General features: G+C 66.1%; 14 protein-coding genes and 1 other RNA gene. 8 read left to right on the top strand and 7 right to left on the bottom strand.

What is annotated here, in order from left to right:
* Positions 1–47: 47 nt before the first annotated feature.
* The 5 genes from XH96_RS35115 to XH96_RS35135 all read right to left on the bottom strand — a co-directional run bounded on the left by XH96_RS35115 (position 48) and on the right by XH96_RS35135 (position 2,788).
* A complete protein-coding gene (locus XH96_RS35115; RefSeq protein WP_194389894.1) occupies positions 48–872 on the bottom strand; it encodes a TIGR00282 family metallophosphoesterase in 825 nt (274 codons plus the stop codon).
* Positions 850–1,446, bottom strand: a complete 597-nt coding sequence (locus XH96_RS35120; protein WP_194389895.1) for a 5-formyltetrahydrofolate cyclo-ligase — start codon at positions 1,444–1,446, stop codon at positions 850–852. Before XH96_RS35120 ends, XH96_RS35115 begins: the two co-directional genes overlap by 23 nt.
* 201 nt (positions 1,447–1,647) lie before the next feature.
* Positions 1,648–1,808: non-coding RNA, 6S RNA (gene ssrS / locus XH96_RS35125), on the bottom strand.
* 279 nt (positions 1,809–2,087) lie between these two features.
* Complete coding sequence (locus XH96_RS35130) at positions 2,088–2,471, bottom strand: cell division protein ZapA (protein ID WP_194389896.1); 384 nt, start codon at positions 2,469–2,471, stop codon at positions 2,088–2,090.
* Entirely contained in the window at positions 2,468–2,788 is a 321-nt protein-coding gene (locus XH96_RS35135) for a DUF4164 domain-containing protein (protein WP_014439722.1), read from the bottom strand. Before XH96_RS35135 ends, XH96_RS35130 begins: the two co-directional genes overlap by 4 nt.
* A gap of 366 nt (positions 2,789–3,154) precedes the next feature.
* On the opposite strand from XH96_RS35135, the gene tkt reads away from it, so the two are divergent.
* The 8 genes from tkt (at position 3,155) to XH96_RS35175 (ending at position 12,795) form a co-directional block, all read left to right on the top strand.
* The gene (gene tkt / locus XH96_RS35140) at positions 3,155–5,140 is read left to right on the top strand and encodes a transketolase (RefSeq protein ID WP_194389897.1); all 1,986 of its coding nucleotides are present in this window, start codon (positions 3,155–3,157) and stop codon (positions 5,138–5,140) included.
* Positions 5,141–5,290: 150 nt separating this feature from the next.
* Positions 5,291–6,298 carry a type I glyceraldehyde-3-phosphate dehydrogenase gene (gap, locus tag XH96_RS35145; RefSeq protein ID WP_061880918.1) on the top strand — a complete coding sequence of 336 codons (1,008 nt, stop codon included), beginning with the start codon at positions 5,291–5,293 and terminating at the stop codon, positions 6,296–6,298.
* 151 nt (positions 6,299–6,449) lie between these two features.
* On the top strand, positions 6,450–7,646 hold the full coding sequence (pgk, locus tag XH96_RS35150) for a phosphoglycerate kinase (RefSeq protein ID WP_194389898.1): 1,197 nt from the start codon (positions 6,450–6,452) through the stop codon (positions 7,644–7,646).
* A 39-nt stretch (positions 7,647–7,685) separates the two neighbouring features.
* Positions 7,686–8,753 (top strand): class II fructose-bisphosphate aldolase, encoded by a 1,068-nt coding sequence (gene fba / locus XH96_RS35155; protein WP_035998315.1) that lies wholly within the window; start codon positions 7,686–7,688, stop codon positions 8,751–8,753.
* A 336-nt stretch (positions 8,754–9,089) separates the two neighbouring features.
* A complete protein-coding gene (locus XH96_RS35160; RefSeq protein ID WP_194389899.1) occupies positions 9,090–10,115 on the top strand; it encodes a class I fructose-bisphosphate aldolase in 1,026 nt (341 codons plus the stop codon).
* Between the two features lie 3 nt (positions 10,116–10,118).
* The gene (locus tag XH96_RS35165) at positions 10,119–10,820 is read left to right on the top strand and encodes a thiamine phosphate synthase (RefSeq protein WP_194389900.1); all 702 of its coding nucleotides are present in this window, start codon (positions 10,119–10,121) and stop codon (positions 10,818–10,820) included.
* Positions 10,817–11,893, top strand: a complete 1,077-nt coding sequence (locus tag XH96_RS35170; protein WP_194389901.1) for a tetratricopeptide repeat protein — start codon at positions 10,817–10,819, stop codon at positions 11,891–11,893. The genes XH96_RS35165 and XH96_RS35170 overlap by 4 nt, the downstream gene beginning before the upstream one ends.
* Positions 11,894–12,003: 110 nt before the next feature.
* Positions 12,004–12,795, top strand: coding sequence for an inositol monophosphatase family protein (locus tag XH96_RS35175; RefSeq protein ID WP_194389902.1), 792 nt, complete (start codon positions 12,004–12,006; stop codon positions 12,793–12,795).
* A gap of 139 nt (positions 12,796–12,934) precedes the next feature.
* On the opposite strand, the gene XH96_RS35180 is transcribed toward XH96_RS35175, so the two are convergent.
* Positions 12,935–16,093, bottom strand: a complete 3,159-nt coding sequence (locus XH96_RS35180; protein WP_194389903.1) for a multidrug efflux RND transporter permease subunit — start codon at positions 16,091–16,093, stop codon at positions 12,935–12,937.
* Between the two features lie 6 nt (positions 16,094–16,099).
* Entirely contained in the window at positions 16,100–17,293 is a 1,194-nt protein-coding gene (locus tag XH96_RS35185; protein WP_194389904.1) for an efflux RND transporter periplasmic adaptor subunit, read from the bottom strand.
* Positions 17,294–17,419 lie beyond the last annotated feature (126 nt).

Raw genomic sequence — 17,419 nt, forward strand, 5'->3', positions numbered from 1 at the left:
CCCTCCCCCTCCAGGGAGGGTGGCAGCGATGTTTGCCGCGCTGCCGTTCAGCTCAACCAGAATCTTGGCGTGGCCGGCTCCAGCCTTCCACCCACGCGCACCGGCGCAATCTTCAGCGCGAGTCCCGTCGCGTCATCCGTCTCCACCGCGACGCCGCTGAGCGTTGCCGCGCCTGCGGCCGGCTCGAAGCGGCCCGACGGAATCCCCGTGGTGAACCGGCGCAGCGGTTCTTCCTTCTGCATGCCGATGATGGAGTCGTAATCGCCGGTCATGCCGGCGTCGGTCATGTAGGCGGTGCCGCCTGCGAGGATCTGGTGGTCGGCGGTCGGCACATGGGTGTGCGTGCCGACGACGAGGCTGGCGCGGCCGTCGCAGAAGAAGCCGATGCCCTGCTTCTCGCTGCTCGCCTCGCAATGGAAATCGACGACGATGGCGTCGGCGGCAACGCCGAGCGGGCACGCACCGAGCTCGCGCTCGAGCGCCGCGAAGGGATCGTCGAACGGGGTCATGAAGACGCGGCCCAAAGCGTTGACGACGAGGGCATGCTTGCCGTTCTTGGTCTCGACCAGCGCCGCACCGCGGCCGGGCGTGCCGCGCGGATAGTTCGCCGGACGCACCAGGCGATCGGCGCGCTCGATGAACACCAGCGCCTCGCGCTGGTCCCAGGAGTGATTGCCGAGCGTCACCGCATCGGCGCCGGCCTCGAGAAACTCCTGGTAGATCGCTTCCGTGATGCCGAAGCCGCCGGCGGAATTCTCGCCGTTGACGACGACGAAATCGAGCGACCAGTCCTTGACCATGCCGGGCAGATATTCGGCGATGGCCTCGCGCCCGCTACGGCCGACGACATCACCCACGAACAGAATGCGCAACTTCAGAACTCCGGAAATCGAACACGTCCGATTCCGTTAGCACATAATCCAGCGCGACGTCGTGGGATAGTGCCGGAACCGCCTCGATCTCCTGCGCCGCAAAGGCAAGCCCGATGCCGATGATGTGCTTGGTCTTGCGCAAATGCGCGAAGGTGAAATCGTAATGCCCCGCGCCATAGCCGATGCGATGGCCGAGACGGTCGAAGGCCGCAAGCGGTGTCAGCATGATGTCCGGGATCACTTCGCTTGCGGCCGGCGACGGCTCGGGAATGCCGAGCGGGCCGAGCATCAGGCGGTCGTTCGGATGGAAGATGCGGAAGATGAGCGACTGGCCACGCGCGGTGACGCAAGGCAGCGCCAGCTTCGCGCCCTGCTCGGCGAGCTTCCGCATCAACGGCATCGGATCGATCTCGTTGCGGATCGGCGAATAGCCGGAGACGATGCTGCCGGGCAGCAGCTCGAACGGCAACCCGCGCCTGGCGAGCTTTGCGGCCGCAGCCATGCGCTTCTTGTCGCTCAGCGCGTCGCGCCTGGCGAGGGCCTTGGCACGGAGCTCGGCTTTGGAGTTGGGCATGCGCTTTGGTCCCCCACGTCATCACCCGCGAAAGCGGGTGATCCAGTATTCCAGAGGCGGTGGTGCAAGAACCTCGACGCCGCGGCGTACTGGATGCCCCGCCCCCGTGCGCAATTGCGCACCAGGCGGGGCATGACACCGAACCTTGAGTTGAACCGCAAGCGTGTCGGGGACGCAATTCGACAGACACGAAGAAAACAGTACGAAGCCGCGAACGCCGTTGAAGCACTCGATCCCGGAGTTCCCTACGAAAGTAGGTGGGCACCATATGTCCGGGCCCACGGGCCCGGCCAGGGACAGTTCCCTAAAGGATCGATAAGGCCCCGGGGATATATGGCTCCTGACGCACGTCGCAGCCTCGCTTGGGCAATGTAACAACGATAGTGAGGAAGTGCCAGTGCGGCGAGGGTGTCGCTTCCGCGGCCATCTCGGTGCCACCCTCCCCTGGAGGGGGAGGGTCGCTCGCGCGTAGCGCGAGCGGGGTGGGGTGATCTCTCCACACGGACACTGTTGGAAGGTGGAGAGACCGTCACCCCACCCCGCTACGCATTTCGCTTCGCTGCATGCGTAGCGACCCTCCCCCTCCAGGGGAGGGTACGCGCGGGGACACATCGAGCAAACCAGCTGCGATCCGTGGATCGCTACCCGATCGCGATCCCGCCTCCGACCGTGCGGTTCAGGACCTGGGTCGACTTCTCGATGCGTTCGGCTGCGGCATTCAGCGCATTCACCACCGCGGTCTGCGTCATCCGGGCGCGCTCGACGGCGGCGTTGCGGAAGTCCCGGAGCTCGACTAGCTCCTGCTCCATGTTGCGGATGCGGTTGCCGGCGTCGATCAACTCGTCGCAGACGGTGAGCGCGGCCATCACGGTGAGGCGCGCATCGCCGATCTCGCCGAATTTTCCGCGCAGCGACTGGATGCGTGTCTCCAGGCTCTCGGCGAGCTTGAGCAGCCGCACCTCCTGGCCCTCCTCGCAGGCCATGCGGTATTGCCGGCCGTTGATGGTGACGTTGATGTGGCTCATCCGTCCTCTCCGGTATCGAGCACCGAGCGTATCGTGACGATTGCGGAATCCAGCCGGTCGGAAATCTCGCGATTGGTGCGCTCGAGCTTGCGCGCCTTCACCAGCGCGCCATCGAGCTCGTCGGCGAGTCGCGAGCGATCAGCGCCGAGCGCCTGGATCCGCGCCGCGAGTTCGTTCTCGTCGCGGTCGGCATCGCGTCGCCGCTCGACCGCGCTTTCGAGTGCGTCGAGCGCCGCCGTGAGCCTGCGGGTCGCAATCTCGATCTCGACGGCGGATGATTCCGTCATGGCGGAGCTATTGGACACGCGATCGTTCATGCAGTCAGCGGCGGAACCTGGCGGCCTTTGCCCAGTGGCCTTTCCCTGGAGCTTGCCGTCCGGCAAAAGACTCGGTTCGGCAAGCGGTTAGAAGCAGAAATTTACGTGGCAAGCTAGCCCAGCGCAACGCCGCCGCAAAACTATGCACCGATCAATCGGGACGCGGTTGCGATCGATCGATTCCTTCCGGCGCGATCCCGGCGGAAAACTGATCTCGACCGGCAACTTTTACGGCCAAACCGGCGTTTGACCGCCTTGGACTCCCGGAACCGAGGTGCTATCCCAGCGCCAACCTTCAGTGGCCGCCAGGCTTCTCCCCGCGCGGGCAACCATCGCCAAGCGCCTCATTTCAGACGGATTTCAGACATGACGCAGGTCGATCACACCCGTATGGCCAACGCGATCCGCGGCCTTTCGATGGACGCTGTCGAGAAGGCGAAATCGGGCCATCCCGGCCTGCCGATGGGTGCCGCCGACATCGCCACGGTGCTGTTCACCCAGTTCCTGAAATTCGATGCCTCAGCGCCCGCCTGGCCGGACCGCGACCGCTTCGTGCTCTCGGCCGGCCACGGCTCGATGCTGCTCTATTCGCTGCTGTACCTGACCGGCAATGCCGAGATGACGCTGGACCAGATCAAGCAGTTCCGCCAGGTCGACTCGCTCACCCCCGGGCACCCCGAGAATTTCCGCACCAAGGGCATCGAGACCACCACCGGCCCGCTCGGCCAGGGCATCTCGACCGCGGTCGGCATGGCGCTGGCCGAGAAGATGCTGGCCGCCGAGTTCGGCAAGAAGATCGTCGACCACCACACCTATGTGCTCGCCTCCGACGGCGACCTGATGGAGGGCGTGTCGCAGGAAGCGATCGCGATGGCCGGGCACTGGAAGCTCAACAAGCTGATCGTGCTCTACGACGACAACGGCATCTCGATCGACGGCCCGACCTCGATCTCCGATTCCGTCGACCAGGTGAAGCGCTTCAAGTCGGCGGGCTGGGCCGCCGAGAAGATCGACGGCCACGACCAGGCCGCCATCGCCGCCGCCATCACCCGCGCGCAAAAATCCAACAAGCCGACGCTGATCGCCTGCCGCACCACCATCGGCTTCGGCGCGCCGCACAAGCAAGGCACCTCGAAGGTGCATGGCGAGGCGCTAGGGGCCGACGAGCTCAAGGCCGCCAAGGAAAATCTCGGCATCTCGCTCGAGCCGTTCTCGGTGCCCGACGACGTGCTGAAGGCGTGGCGCGCGGCCGGCAGCCGCGGCGCATCAGTGCGCCAGGAATGGGAAGCACGGCTCGGCGAGCTCGGCAGCCGCAAGCGCGCCGAGTTCGAGCGCCGCCTGCGCCATGAGCGTCCCGCCTCGCTGGCAAAGGCCGTGCGCGCGTACAAAAAGGAGCTGCTGGAGAAGCCGATGACGGCGGCGACCCGCAAATCCTCCGAAGCCGTGATCGAAGTCATCGCCGCCGCGATGCCGATGGAATTCCTCGCAGGCTCCGCCGATCTCACCGGCTCCAACAACAACAAGGCCAAGTCGGCGACCGCGTTCTCGGCCAAGACGCCGAAGGGCCGCTTCATCCATTACGGCATCCGCGAGCACGGCATGTGCGCCGCGATGAACGGCATCTTCCTGCACGGCGGCTTCGCGCCGAACGGCGCGACCTTCCTGGTGTTCACCGACTACGCACGCCCCGCGATGCGCCTCGCCGCGCTGATGGGCACCGGCGTCGTCTATGTGATGACGCACGACTCCATCGGCCTCGGCGAAGACGGGCCGACGCATCAGCCGGTCGAGCATCTCGCCGCGCTTCGCGCCATTCCCAACATGCGCGTGTTCCGCCCCTGCGATTCGATCGAGGTCGCAGAGTGCTGGGAGCTCGCGCTCAACCGCGTCGACGGTCCGACCGTGCTGGCGCTGACGCGGCAGAACCTGCCGCAGCTGCGGACCACCGCACCGAACGACAATCCCTGCGCGGCCGGCGCCTATGAGCTGGTCGCGGCCCAGGGCGAAGCCAAGGCGACGCTGTTCGCCTCCGGCTCCGAGGTCGAGATCGCGGTCGCGGCCCAGAAGCAGCTGGCGGAACGCGGCGTCGCGTCACGCGTTGTCTCCGTTCCCTCGCTCGAGCTGTTGCTAGCGCAACCAGAGGCCAAGCGTGCCGCAATCATCGGCAATGCGCCGGTCAAGATTGCGATCGAGGCCGCCGTGCGCTGGGGCTGGGACGCCGTGATCGGCCAGGACGGCGAATTCATCGGCATGCATTCCTTCGGCGAAAGCGGTCCCGCCAAGGAGCTTTACAAGCACTTCGGGATTACCGCCGAGGCCGCGATTAACGCTGTGCTGAAGCGCATTTCCTGAGAGTTGAGCTTGCCCCAAAAAAGGACTACCTAGTCTTCCATATGATCAAGCACCGCCCGGCCGAACCGGGCGCCCGCCCCTAAAAAAACCCTCGCAGGCGCACGAAAGCGCGTTGTGCGGGATGACAACGGTCATTGAAGGAGACGAAACATGGCAGTCCGCGTCGGAATCAACGGTTTTGGCCGCATCGGCCGCAACGTCCTGCGGGCTATCGCCGAGTCAGGCCGCAAGGACATCGAGGTCGTGGGCATCAACGATCTCGGCCCGGTCGAGACCAACGCCCATCTGCTCCGTTTCGACAGCGTCCATGGCCGCTTCCCCGGCACCGTCACCGTCGATGGCGACTCGATCAACCTCGGCGGCGGCAAGATCAAGGTGACCGCCGAGCGCGATCCCGCGAAGCTGCCGTGGAAGGATCTCGGCGTCGACATCGCGCTGGAATGCACCGGCATCTTCACCTCGAAGGACAAGGCCTCCGCGCATCTGACCGCCGGCGCCAAGCGCGTGCTGGTGTCCGCGCCGGCCGACGGCGCCGATGCCACCATCGTCTACGGCGTCAACCACGACACCCTGACCAAGGATCACTTGGTCGTCTCCAACGGCTCCTGCACGACGAACTGCCTCGCGCCCGTCGCCAAGGTGCTGAACGATCTCGTCGGCATCGAGACCGGCTTCATGACCACGATCCACGCCTATACCGGCGACCAGCCGACGCTGGACACGCTGCACAAGGATCTCTACCGCGGCCGCGCCGCTGCGATGTCGATGATCCCGACCTCGACCGGCGCCGCGAAAGCGATCGGCCTCGTGCTGCCCGAGCTGAAGGGCAAGCTCGACGGCGTCGCGATCCGCGTGCCGACCCCGAACGTCTCGGTGGTCGACCTCAAGATCGTCGCCAAGCGCGCCACCGACGCCAAGGAGATCAACGCGGCGATGAAGCGCGCCAGCGAGCAGCAGCTCAAGGGCATCCTCGGCTACACCAGTGCGCCGAACGTCTCGATCGACTTCAACCACGATCCGCACTCCTCGACCTTCCACGAGGACCAGACCAAGGTGCAGAACGGCACGCTGGTGCGCGTGATGTCCTGGTACGACAACGAGTGGGGCTTCTCGAACCGCATGGCGGACACCGCCGTCGCGATGGCGAAGGTGATCTGAGCAAGGTCTCGTGTCCCGGGCGCGGTGCAGCGCCTAAGCGCTGCTCCGCAGAACCGGGACCCATTCAACCGCGGGACTCGCCGTCATGTGGGTCCCGGTTCTGCAGCGCACCGCTCCGCGCTGCGCAACGCCCGGGACAAGAGAGCCGAACATGACCAACAAATTCCGCACCCTCGACGACGTCGACGTGAACGGCAAGCGCGTGCTGCTGCGCGTCGACCTCAACGTGCCCATGGAGAACGGGCGCGTCACCGACGCGACGCGGCTCGAGCGCGTGGCGCCGACCATCACCGAGCTCGCCGACAAGGGCGGCAAGGTCATCCTGCTCGCGCATTTCGGCCGGCCGAAGGGGCGCGATGCCAAGGAGTCGCTCAAGCCCGTCGCCGAGGCACTGTCGAAGGTGGTGAAGAAGCCGGTCGCCTTCGCCGACGACTGCATCGGCGAGCCCGCGGCCAAGGCCGTGGCCGGCTTGAAGGACGGCGACATCCTCTGTCTCGAAAACACCCGCTTCCACAAGGAAGAGGAGAAGAACGATCCCGCCTTCGTCGCGGAGCTCGCCAAGCTCGGCGACATCTGGGTCAATGACGCGTTCTCGGCGGCGCACCGCGCCCACGCCTCGACCGAAGGCCTCGGCCACAAGCTGCCGGCCTATGCCGGCCGCACCATGCAGGCCGAGCTCGATGCGCTGGAGAAGGCGCTGGGGTCCCCGACCAAGCCGGTGATCGCGATCATCGGCGGCGCCAAGGTCTCGACCAAGATCGACCTGCTCGAAAATCTCGTGACCAAGGTCGACGCGCTCGTGATCGGTGGCGGCATGGCCAACACCTTCCTCCACGCCCAGGGCGTCGCGATCGGCAAGTCGCTGGCCGAGAAGGACCTCGCGCCGACTGCGCTGCGCATCATGGAGAAAGCGGACGCCGCCAACTGCGCCATCATCCTCCCCGTGGATGCGACCGTCGCCTATCATTTCGCGGCCAACGCGCCGTCGCATGCCTATGGGCTCGATGCGATCCCGGCCGACGGCATGATCCTCGACGTCGGCCCGCAATCGGTCGCGCGCGTCCACGCCGCGATCGACGATGCGGCAACCCTGGTCTGGAACGGACCGCTGGGCGCCTTCGAGATGCAGCCGTTCGACCGCGGCACGGTCGCGGCCGCCAAGCATGCGGCCGAGCGCACCAAGGCGAAGAAGCTGGTCTCGATCGCGGGCGGCGGCGACACTGTCGCGGCGCTCAACCAGGCCCATGTGGCCGGCGACTTCACCTATGTCTCGACCGCCGGTGGCGCATTCCTTGAATGGATGGAAGGCAAGCCCCTGCCCGGCGTTGAAGTTCTGCGCATCAAGTAAGCAAGCGGCCTTGCAGGCCCCAACGGGAGAAAGACACAGATGGCTCGGATCACGTTACGTCAACTGCTCGACCACGCGGCGGAGAACGATTACGGCGTACCGGCCTTCAACATCAACAACATGGAGCAGGCGCTGGCGATCATGGACGCGGCCAACCAGGTCGACGCACCCGTGATCATCCAGGCCTCGCGCGGCGCCCGCTCCTACGCCAACGACGTCATGCTCAAGCACATGATGGACGCGGTGACCGAGATCTATCCGCACATTCCGGTGTGCGTGCATCTGGACCACGGCAACGAGCCGGCGACCTGCATGACCGCGATCCAGGCCGGCTTCACCTCGGTCATGATGGACGGCTCGCTCAAGGCCGACGGCAAGACCCCCGGCGACTGGGGCTACAATGTCGGCGTCACCAAGACCGTGACCGACATGGCCCATCTCGGCGGCATTTCCGTCGAGGGTGAACTCGGCGTGCTCGGCTCGCTCGAAACCGGCATGGGCGACAAGGAAGACGGCCACGGCGCCGAGGGCAAGCTCAGCCACGACCAGCTCCTGACCAATCCGGACGAGGCCGTGAAGTTCGTCCAGGAGACCAAGGTCGACGCACTCGCGATCGCGATGGGGACGTCGCACGGTGCCTACAAATTTACCCGCAAGCCCGACGGCGACATCCTCGCCATGAACGTGATCGAGGAGATCCACCGCAAGCTGCCGAACACCCATCTCGTCATGCACGGCTCCTCGTCGGTGCCGCAGGATCTCCAGGACATCATCAACGCCTATGGCGGCAAGATGAAGCCGACCTGGGGCGTGCCTGTCGCCGAGATCCAGCGCGGCATCAAGAACGGCGTGCGCAAGATCAACATCGACACCGACAACCGCATGGCGATGACCGGCCAGATCCGCAAGGTTCTCAAGGACAATCCGGAAGAGTTCGATCCGCGCAAATATTTGAAGCCGGCGATGGAAGCGATGACCAAGCTGTGCAAGCAGCGGCTTCAGGAGTTCAATACCGCCGGCCAGGCCTCCAAGATCAAGAAGGTGCTGACCACCGCCGAGATGGCCAAGCGCTACGCCAAGGGCGAGCTCGACCCCCGCGTCGCGTAAGCGATCGCCAAGGTGGCGATCGCGGTGGCCGGTACGCCCTGCCCTTTCGCCGCTTGCTGCGGGGTCGTCGCACCCGAACATTTGCGAAAGGTCGTCATGCCCGGGCTTGTCCCGGGCATCCATGTTCTTGGTGCCGCGGGGCAAGGCGTGGATGGCCGGGACAAGCCCGGCCATGACGGTGTGGAAGCTTCCGCGCCCCGAGGCTCTGCCTGCCGCGGGCGGAAGAGGTAAACAACCGCCTCCCCCTTTACCCTGCGACGAACGTTAACTCGGCAATTGCCCGAGAACGGTCTATTTTTGCGGGCAAGGGCAGAATCGATTTGGGAGGACCTCTCGATGAATCTGACTGAGCTCAACAGGATCGCCACCGCCATGGTCGTATCAGGCAAGGGCATCCTTGCCGCCGACGAATCCTCCGGCACCATCAAGAAGCGCTTCGACGCCATCGGCGTGGAATCGACGGAAGAGAACCGCCGCGACTATCGCGAGATGCTGTTTCGCGCCAAGGACGCCATGAGCCAGTACATCTCCGGCGTGATCCTCTATGACGAGACGATCTGGCAGGATGCCAAGGACGGCACGCCGCTGGTCAGGCTGATCGAGCAGAGCGGCGCCATCCCAGGGATCAAGGTCGACGAGGGCACGCAGGCCCTGCCGATGTGTCCGGGTGAAACAGTCACGGTCGGGCTCGACAGGCTCGCCGAGCGGCTGAAGAAATATTACGAGCGCGGCGCGCGTTTCGCCAAATGGCGTGCGGTGATCGACATCGGCAACGGCATTCCCTCGATGACCGCGATCAGCGTCAACGCCCACGCGCTGGCGCGCTACGCCGCGCTGTGCCAGGCCGCCCAGATCGTGCCGATCGTCGAGCCGGAAGTGCTGATGGACGGCGACCACGACATCGACCGCTGCTATGAGGTGACGCAACGCGTCCTCAACAAGACGTTCCAGGAGTTGCGCGTGCAGCGCGTTGCGCTCGAAGGCATGGTGCTGAAGCCGAACATGGCAATCTCAGGCAAGAAGTGTCCGAAGCAGGCCTCGGTCGAAGAGGTCGCGGAGAAGACGATCCGGCTGCTCAAGGCCTGCGTGCCCGCAGCGGTGCCCGGCATCGCTTTCCTCTCCGGCGGCCAGTCCGACGAGGAGGCGACCGCGCATCTCAATGCCATGCACAAACTCGGCCCGCTGCCCTGGGGCCTGACCTTCTCCTACGGCCGCGCGCTCCAGGCCGCGCCGCAGAAGGCCTGGTCCGGGAGGCCTGAGAACGTCGCGGCCGGACAGCGCGCCTTCAGCCATCGCGCGCGGATGAACGGCCTTGCCTCCAAGGGCGAATGGCAAAGCAGCCTGGAACAGAAGGCAGCCTAGATCTTGTCGAACAAACCGCCTCCGCCGCGCCCGGCGCCGCGTCTCTATCTCGCGACGCCTATTGTCGAGGACCCTGCGGGGCTCGTCGCCGATTTGCCGGGCCTGCTCGCTTCGGCCGATGTCGCGGCCGTGCTGCTGCGGCTGAAGGAGACCGACCAGCGCACCATGATCTCTCGCGTCAAGGCGTTGGCACCGCCGGTGCAGAAGGCAGGCGCAGCCCTCCTCGTCGACGGCCATCCTGACATCGTCGCGCGCGGCGGCGCCGACGGCGCGCACCTCACCGGCCTTGCCGCGCTGGAAGAGGCGGCGCCCTCGCTCAAGCCCGATCGCATCGCCGGCGTCGGCGGGCTTGCCACGCGCCACGATTCCATGAGCGCGGGCGAGATGGGCGCCGACTATGTGCTGTTCGGCGAGCCCGACGAGAAAGGCCAGCGCCCGTCATCCCAGGCCATCGCCGAACGGCTGGACTGGTGGGCCGAGCTGTTCGAGCCGCCCTGCGTCGGCTTTGCCACGTCGCTGGAAGAGGCCCACGATTTCGCCGCCAGCGGCGCCGATTTCGTGCTGGTCGGCGACTTCATCTGGGCCGATCCGCGCGGACCCAAGGCCGCGCTGGTCGAGGCCGACGCTGCGATCAAGAAGGCCCATGCGACGGCACCGGCGAGCCAGGATCCTGCGGGTCAGGAGCACGGCCAGCGCCCGACATGAAGCTTCCGCACATCACCATGCTGGCCGCGCTGCTGCTCACGGCGCCCGCGGCCGCGCAGCTCCAGATCACGCCGCCGGCCGCAACGCCGGGCGCTCCCGCCGAAAAACAGAAGCCCAGGCCGCACACGATCACCAAGAAGAAGGAAGCCGCTCCCGCGCCGAAACCTTCGGCCTCCCCCAAGCCGTCCCCCTCGCCCAAGCCGGCCGCGACCGTGATCCCCGCGCCGCCGACCGACGATCCCAACGTCGATCTTGTCTACGGCGCCTACCAGCGCGGCCAGTACAAGACGGCGTTCGACCTCGCCACCACCCGTGCACAAGCCGGCGATCCCAAGGCGATGACCATGCTCGGCGAGCTCTATTCCAACGCCATGGGCATCCGGCGCGACTACGCCAAGGCGGCCGAATGGTACAAGCGCGCCGCCGATTCCGGCGATCGCGAGGCGATGTTCGCGCTCGCCATGCTGCGCATGTCGGGCCGCGGCGGCCCGGTCGACAAGGGCGAGGCGGTCAAGCTGATGGCCTCTGCCGCCAAGCTCGGCGAGCCCAAGGCCGCCTATAACCTCGCCTTGCTCTATCTGGACGGCCAGACCCTGCCGCAGGACGTCAAGCGCTCGGCGGAGCTCCTGCGCCAGGCCGCCGATGCAGGCCTGCCCGAGGCGCAATACGCGCTCGCGACCTTCTACAAGGAAGGCACCGGTGTGCCGAAGGACCCGGAACGCGCGGTGCGGCTGCTCCAGGCCGCCTCGCTCGCCGACAATGTCGACGCCGAGGTCGAATATGCGATCGCGATGTTCAACGGCACCGGCACGCCGAAGAACCAGCCGGCGGCCGTCGCGTTGCTCCGCAAGGCGTCCCGCCAGGGCAGCGCGATCGCGCAGAACCGGCTGGCATGGGTGCTGATCAACGGCGTGGGTACACCCATGGACAAGGTCGAGGGCTTCAAATGGCACCTGGTGGCCAAAACGGCCGGCAAGGGCGACCCCGATCTCGACAAGCAATTATACGATCTGCCGGCCGAGGAGCGGGCCAAGGCGGAGGCCGCCGCCAAGAAATGGCTCGGGACCAAATGACTTGACGCAATGACTTGACGCAAGCGCCCTCGCAGGGCACCCAATCCCTCAAACAGGCGCGACGTTCCGTCACTGCCCCTGATCCCCGCCCCCGATCAAGTCCAGAGCTCATGCTGTATTCCGCCACTATCAACGTCATGGTCAAGGCCGCGCGCCGCGCCGGCCGCAGCCTCAAGCGCGATCTCGGCGAGATCGAGCATCTCCAGGTCTCGCTGAAGGGGCCGGCGAATTTCGTCTCGCTCGCCGACAAGCGCGCCGAGGAGATCCTCTACCAGGACCTCGCCAAGGCAAGGCCCGGCTATGGCTTCATCGGCGAAGAGGGCGGCACCCGCGAAGGCACCGACAAGAGCCACACCTGGATCGTCGATCCGCTCGACGGCACCACCAATTTCCTGCACGGCATCCCGCAATTCGCGATCTCGATCGGCCTCGCGCGTGAGGGCATGATCATCGCCGGCGTGATCTACAACCCCGCCAATGACGAGCTCTACATCGCCGAGCGCGGCAAGGGCGCCTTCCTCAACGACCAGCGCCTGCGCGTGGCCGGCCGCCGTCAGCTCAACGAATGCGTGGTGGCCTGCGGCCTGCCCCATATCGGCCGCGGCGACCACGAGGAATTCCGCCGCGAGATGACCGCGATCCAGAATCGCGTCGCCGGCCTGCGCCGCTTCGGCGCCGCTTCGCTCGACCTCGCCTTCGTCGCCGCCGGCCGCCTCGACGGCTATTGGGAGCGCGACCTGCAGCCGTGGGACATCGCTGCCGGCCAGATCATGGTGCGCGAGGCGGGCGGCACGGTGAGCGACATCGACACCCCGGGCGATGCGCTGGTCACCGGGCACGTCGTGTGCGGCAACGAGTTCGTGCACGGGGAATTGGTGAAGATTCTGCGGAAGGCGGCGTAAGGCGGGAGCTCGCGCTCCACACTCCGCCGTCATCCCGGGACGCGCCACTGAGCGCGAGCCCGGAATCCATTCATCGACTGTGATTGCGGCCCGATAGGTAGTTCGCGCTACGCGCGCTGCGGAATGACGGAAAGAACCGTCAGTGCCCGGTATGCGCCCGCGCCGGCGGGCCGTAGGCCTCATGGTCCTTCGCCGCCGCCGGCTCCCGGTCCCCGCCCAGCACGCGCTGCACCGAGACGAAGAACACCGGCACCATCAGGAGCGCCAGGATCACCACCGCGATCATGCCGCCCATCACGATGCTGCCCAGCGCCTGCTGGCTGGCGCCGCCGGCACCATGCGCGATCGCCATCGGCAGCACGCCGCAGATGAAGGCGAGGCCGGTCATCAGGATCGGGCGGAAGCGCAGGCGGCAGGCCTCGATGGTGGCTTCCACCAGCGGCTTGCCTTCCTTGCGCAGATCCTTCGCGAACTCGATGATCAGGATCGCGTCCTTCGCGGCGAGGCCGATGATGGTGATCAGGCCGACGGTGAAGTAGACGTCGTTGGGCAGGCCGCGCAGCATGGCGGCGACGACGGCGCCGACGATACCGAGCGGCACGGTCAGCAGCACCGCGAGCGGAATGGTCCAGCTTTCGTACAGCGCGGCCAGACACAGGAACACCACGAATACCGAGAGCGCCAGCAGGAACGGCGCCTGCGAGCCCGAGAGTTTTTCCTGAAGCGATTGTCCGGTCCATTCATAGCCGAAGCCGCGCGGCAGTCTGTCGGCAAGCTGCTCCATCTCGGCGATCGCATCGCCCGAGGTGAAGCCGGGCCTGGCTTCGCCGGAGATGCGCACCGCCGGATAATAGTTGAAGCCGGCGATCTGCGTCGGACCGCGGGCCCATTCCACCGTGGCAAAGGACGAGAACGGCACCAGCTGGCCGCGGCTGTTCTTGACGTTGTAGTTGAGGATGTCCTCGGTCCGCATGCGGTCGCGTGCGTCGGCCTGCACGACGACGCGCTGCATGCGGCCGCGGTTCGGGAAGTCGTTGATATAGTTCGAGCCGAGATTGGTCGAGATCGTGTTGTTGATGTCCTCGAAGGTGACGCCGAAGGCGCCGGCCTTCTCGCGGTCGATCATGAGATTGACCACGCCTGCCTCGGGCAGGCCTTCGATGTAGACCTTCTGGAGCACCGGGCTCGCATTGGCCGCCGCGATCAGCTGGTCGGCCGCGCGCATCAAGGCCGCATAACCCTTCTGGCCGCGGTCCTGAAGGCGGAACGAGAAGCCGGAGGAGTTGCCGAGATTGTCGATCGGCGGCGGCTGCAGCGCCGAGATCTTGGCGTCGCGGATCGACGAGAGGTCGCGGTTGATGTCGTTGACGATCGCAGCGGCGGAATCCATGGGCCCGCGCTCCGACCAGTCCTTCAGCGTGATGAAGGCCTGCGCGGTGTTCATGCCCTGGCCGGAGAAGCTGAAGCCCGTGAGGAAGGTGACATCTTTGACCCCCGGCCGTGCGGCGAGGTATTTTTCGACCTTCTCGATCACGGCCTCGGTGCGGGCGTAGGACGAATCCGATGGCGTCTGCACGTCGGTGGTGACGAAGCCCTGGTCGTCGACGGGCAGGAAGCCGCCGGGCAGGCTGACGAAGGCCCAGGACAGGCCGACCAGCAGCGCGGCATAGACCAGCATCAGGCGCCCGGTGCGCTTCAGCGAGAAGCCGACCGTACCCGCGTAGCGGAACCGCGCGGCCTCCAGCATGCGGTTGAACCAGCCGAACACGAAATTGCTGGAATGACCGTGCCCCTTGGCGATGGGCTTGAGCAGGGTCGCACACAGCGCCGGCGTCAGCGACAGCGCGAGGAAGGCGGAGAAGCCGATCGCGGCGACCATGGTGACGGAGAACTGGCGATAGATGATGCCGACCGAGCCCGGGAAGAACGCCATCGGCACGAACACCGCCATCAGCACCAGGGTGATGCCGATGATGGCGCCGGTGATCTGCGACATCGCCTTGCGCGTGGCTTCCTTCGGCGGCAGGCCTTCCTCGGCCATGATGCGTTCGACGTTCTCGACCACGACGATGGCGTCGTCGACGAGGATGCCGACCGCAAGCACCATGCCGAACATCGAGAGCATGTTGATGGAGTAGCCGGCGAGCAGCAGCGTGGAACAGGCGCCCAACAGCGCCACCGGCACCACGATGGTCGGAATGATGGTGTAGCGGATGTTCTGCAGGAACAGGAACATCACGACGAACACCAGCACCACGGCTTCGACCAGCGTCGTCAGCACCTTCTTGATCGAGGCCTCGACCACGGGCGTGATGTTGTAGGGGATCTCGTAGGTGATGTTGGCCGGGAAGAAGCGCGACAGCTCCTTCATCTTCGCTTCGACCGCGCTCGCGGTCGCCAGCGCATTGCCGGTCGGCGACATCAGCACCGACAGACCCGCGGTCGGCTTGCCGTTGAGGCGCGTGTTGAACTGGTAGCTGAGCCCGCCGACCTCGACGCGCGCGACATCGCGCAGGCGTACGGTCGAGCCGTCGGCATTGGCGCGCAGGATGATGGCGCCGAATTCGTCCGGCGAGGAGAGTTGCCCCTTGACCAGCACCAGCGTCGAGGTGCGTTGGCTGGACGTCGAGGGTTCGGCACCGATGCTGCCGGAGGCCACCTGCGCGTTCTGCGCGGCGATGGCCTTGTTGACGTCATCGGCGGTCAACCCATAGCCGACGAGCTTGGCCGGATCGACCCAGACGCGCAAGCTGCGCTCGGTCGAATAGAGCGTGGCGCGGCCGACGCCGGGAATGCGGCGGATCTCACCCAGCACGTTTCGGATCATGAAGTCGCCGAGGCCGACCTCATCCAGGCTGCCGTCGGTCGAGCTCAGCGTGATGATCTGAAGCACCGCGCTGGAGGCTTCCTCGATCAGGATGCCCTGCTGCATCACCGCGCGCGGCAGGCGCGCCTCGACGCGCTTGATGCGGTTCTGGACTTCCACCGAGGCGTCGTTGGTATCGGTGCCGGGCTGGAAATTGGCGATGATCTCGACCTGGCCGAGCGAGTCGCTGGTTGATTCGAAATTGAGAATGCCGGAGGCGCCGTTGAGCTCCTCCTCGATCAGCCGCGTGACGCTGTTGTAAAGGTTTTCGGGCGACGCACCGGGATAACTGGTCGAGATCGAGATCGAGGGCGGCGCGATGATCGGATACTGCGCGATCGGCAGCAGCGGCACCGCGATCGCGCCGATCAAGCAGATGAACAGCGCGACCACCCAGGCGAAGATCGGCCTGTCGATGAAAAAGCTCGGCATAGCGCGTTACCGCGTGAGCTGCTGGGCGTGCCGGTTGTCCGCGGTCGCTTCCACTTCCGACCAGGATTGCGGCTTGACCTTGTCGCCGGCCGCGAACTTCTGGAAACCTTCGACCACGACTTTGTCACCGGCCTTCAGGCCCTCGGTGACGAACCAAAGTCCGTCCTGCACCGATCCCGTGCGCACCGGCTGGACCGCGATGTGGTTGTCGTCCTTGACGACGAACACCTCGCTGCCGCCGCCGCCATTGCGCTGGACCGCCTGCTGCGGCACCGCGATCGCGTCGGAATCGAGACCCTGGTCGATTCGGACCCGGACATACATGCCCGGCAGCAGTTCGCGCCTGGGATTGGGGAACTCGCCGCGCAACGTCACCTGCCCGGTGTGGGCGTCGACCTTGGCGTCGGAGAACAGCAGCTTGCCGTCGAGTGAATAGATAGTGTTGTCGTCGAGCACCAGGCGCACCTTGGCGGCATCGGCGGCGATGCGATCGAGGTCGCCGGTCTCGAAGGCACGGCGGAGCTGGTTGAGTTCATTCACCGACTGGGTGAAGTCGGCATAGATCGGATCGAGCTGCTGGATGGTGGCGAGATTGGTCTCGTTCTGCACGGCGAGCGCGCCCTCGCTCACCAGCGCCGCACCGACCACGCCGTCGATCGGCGCACGCACGGTGGCATAGTCGAGATTGAGCTTTGCCCGCGCCAGCTCCGCCTTGCGGCCCTCGACCTCGGCATGGGCCTGGCGTTCGGCCGCGATCGCCTTCTCGTTCTCGGCTTCCGGGGCAGCGCGATCCTTGGTGAGGGTGGCGATGCGATGCGCCTGCTGTTTGGCCTGCATCAACGCCGCGTCGGCCTTGGCAAGCGCGGCTTCGTTGGCCATCACCTCGACCTCGAACGGACGCGGATCGATACGGTAGAGCGGATCGCCCGCCTTCACCTCGCTGCCCTGGCGGAACAGACGCTGGACCACGATGCCGGACACGCGCGGCCGCACGTCGGAGACACGCGTCGGCGCGATGCGGCCCGGCAGTTCGCGCACCACGGCGCGCGGCTGCGGCTTGACGACGACGACGCTCACGTCAGGGGCGACCGGCTGGGCGGCGGATACGGCGGAGCTGGATTCGTCGCAAGCACCAAGGAGCGGCGCAAGGGCCGCGAGCATCAATGCAACGCATGCCGATCGCGCGCGAAGTCCTGACATGAAATATGGTGCCCCGATGTTGTTGATACTGCTCACGCTCCGTGGGCCCGTGCTGGACTCCTTTCGCGCGCCGATGGCCTCAAAATAGAATGGACTTGCTGCGACGCAACGCGTGTTGCGGGCGGC

The organism is Bradyrhizobium sp. CCBAU 51765, assembly GCF_015291725.1.
GTDB classification, from domain to species: Bacteria; Pseudomonadota; Alphaproteobacteria; order Rhizobiales; family Xanthobacteraceae; genus Bradyrhizobium; species Bradyrhizobium liaoningense.

Excerpts from the sequence above, each read along its gene's own strand:
- XH96_RS35180 (WP_194389903.1), bottom strand. The coding sequence starts at position 16,093 with ATGCCGAGCTTTTTCATCGACAGGCCGATCTTCGCCTGGGTGGTCGCG.
- pgk (WP_194389898.1), top strand. The coding sequence starts at position 6,450 with ATGACCAACAAATTCCGCACCCTCGACGACGTCGACGTGAACGGCAAG.
- XH96_RS35170 (WP_194389901.1), top strand. The coding sequence starts at position 10,817 with ATGAAGCTTCCGCACATCACCATGCTGGCCGCGCTGCTGCTCACGGCG.
- XH96_RS35120 (WP_194389895.1), bottom strand. The coding sequence starts at position 1,446 with ATGCCCAACTCCAAAGCCGAGCTCCGTGCCAAGGCCCTCGCCAGGCGC.
- gap (WP_061880918.1), top strand. The coding sequence starts at position 5,291 with ATGGCAGTCCGCGTCGGAATCAACGGTTTTGGCCGCATCGGCCGCAAC.
- XH96_RS35130 (WP_194389896.1), bottom strand. The coding sequence starts at position 2,471 with ATGAGCCACATCAACGTCACCATCAACGGCCGGCAATACCGCATGGCC.
- XH96_RS35160 (WP_194389899.1), top strand. The coding sequence starts at position 9,090 with ATGAATCTGACTGAGCTCAACAGGATCGCCACCGCCATGGTCGTATCA.
- XH96_RS35135 (WP_014439722.1), bottom strand. The coding sequence starts at position 2,788 with ATGAACGATCGCGTGTCCAATAGCTCCGCCATGACGGAATCATCCGCC.
- XH96_RS35185 (WP_194389904.1), bottom strand. The coding sequence starts at position 17,293 with ATGTCAGGACTTCGCGCGCGATCGGCATGCGTTGCATTGATGCTCGCG.
- tkt (WP_194389897.1), top strand. The coding sequence starts at position 3,155 with ATGACGCAGGTCGATCACACCCGTATGGCCAACGCGATCCGCGGCCTT.
- XH96_RS35175 (WP_194389902.1), top strand. The coding sequence starts at position 12,004 with ATGCTGTATTCCGCCACTATCAACGTCATGGTCAAGGCCGCGCGCCGC.
- fba (WP_035998315.1), top strand. The coding sequence starts at position 7,686 with ATGGCTCGGATCACGTTACGTCAACTGCTCGACCACGCGGCGGAGAAC.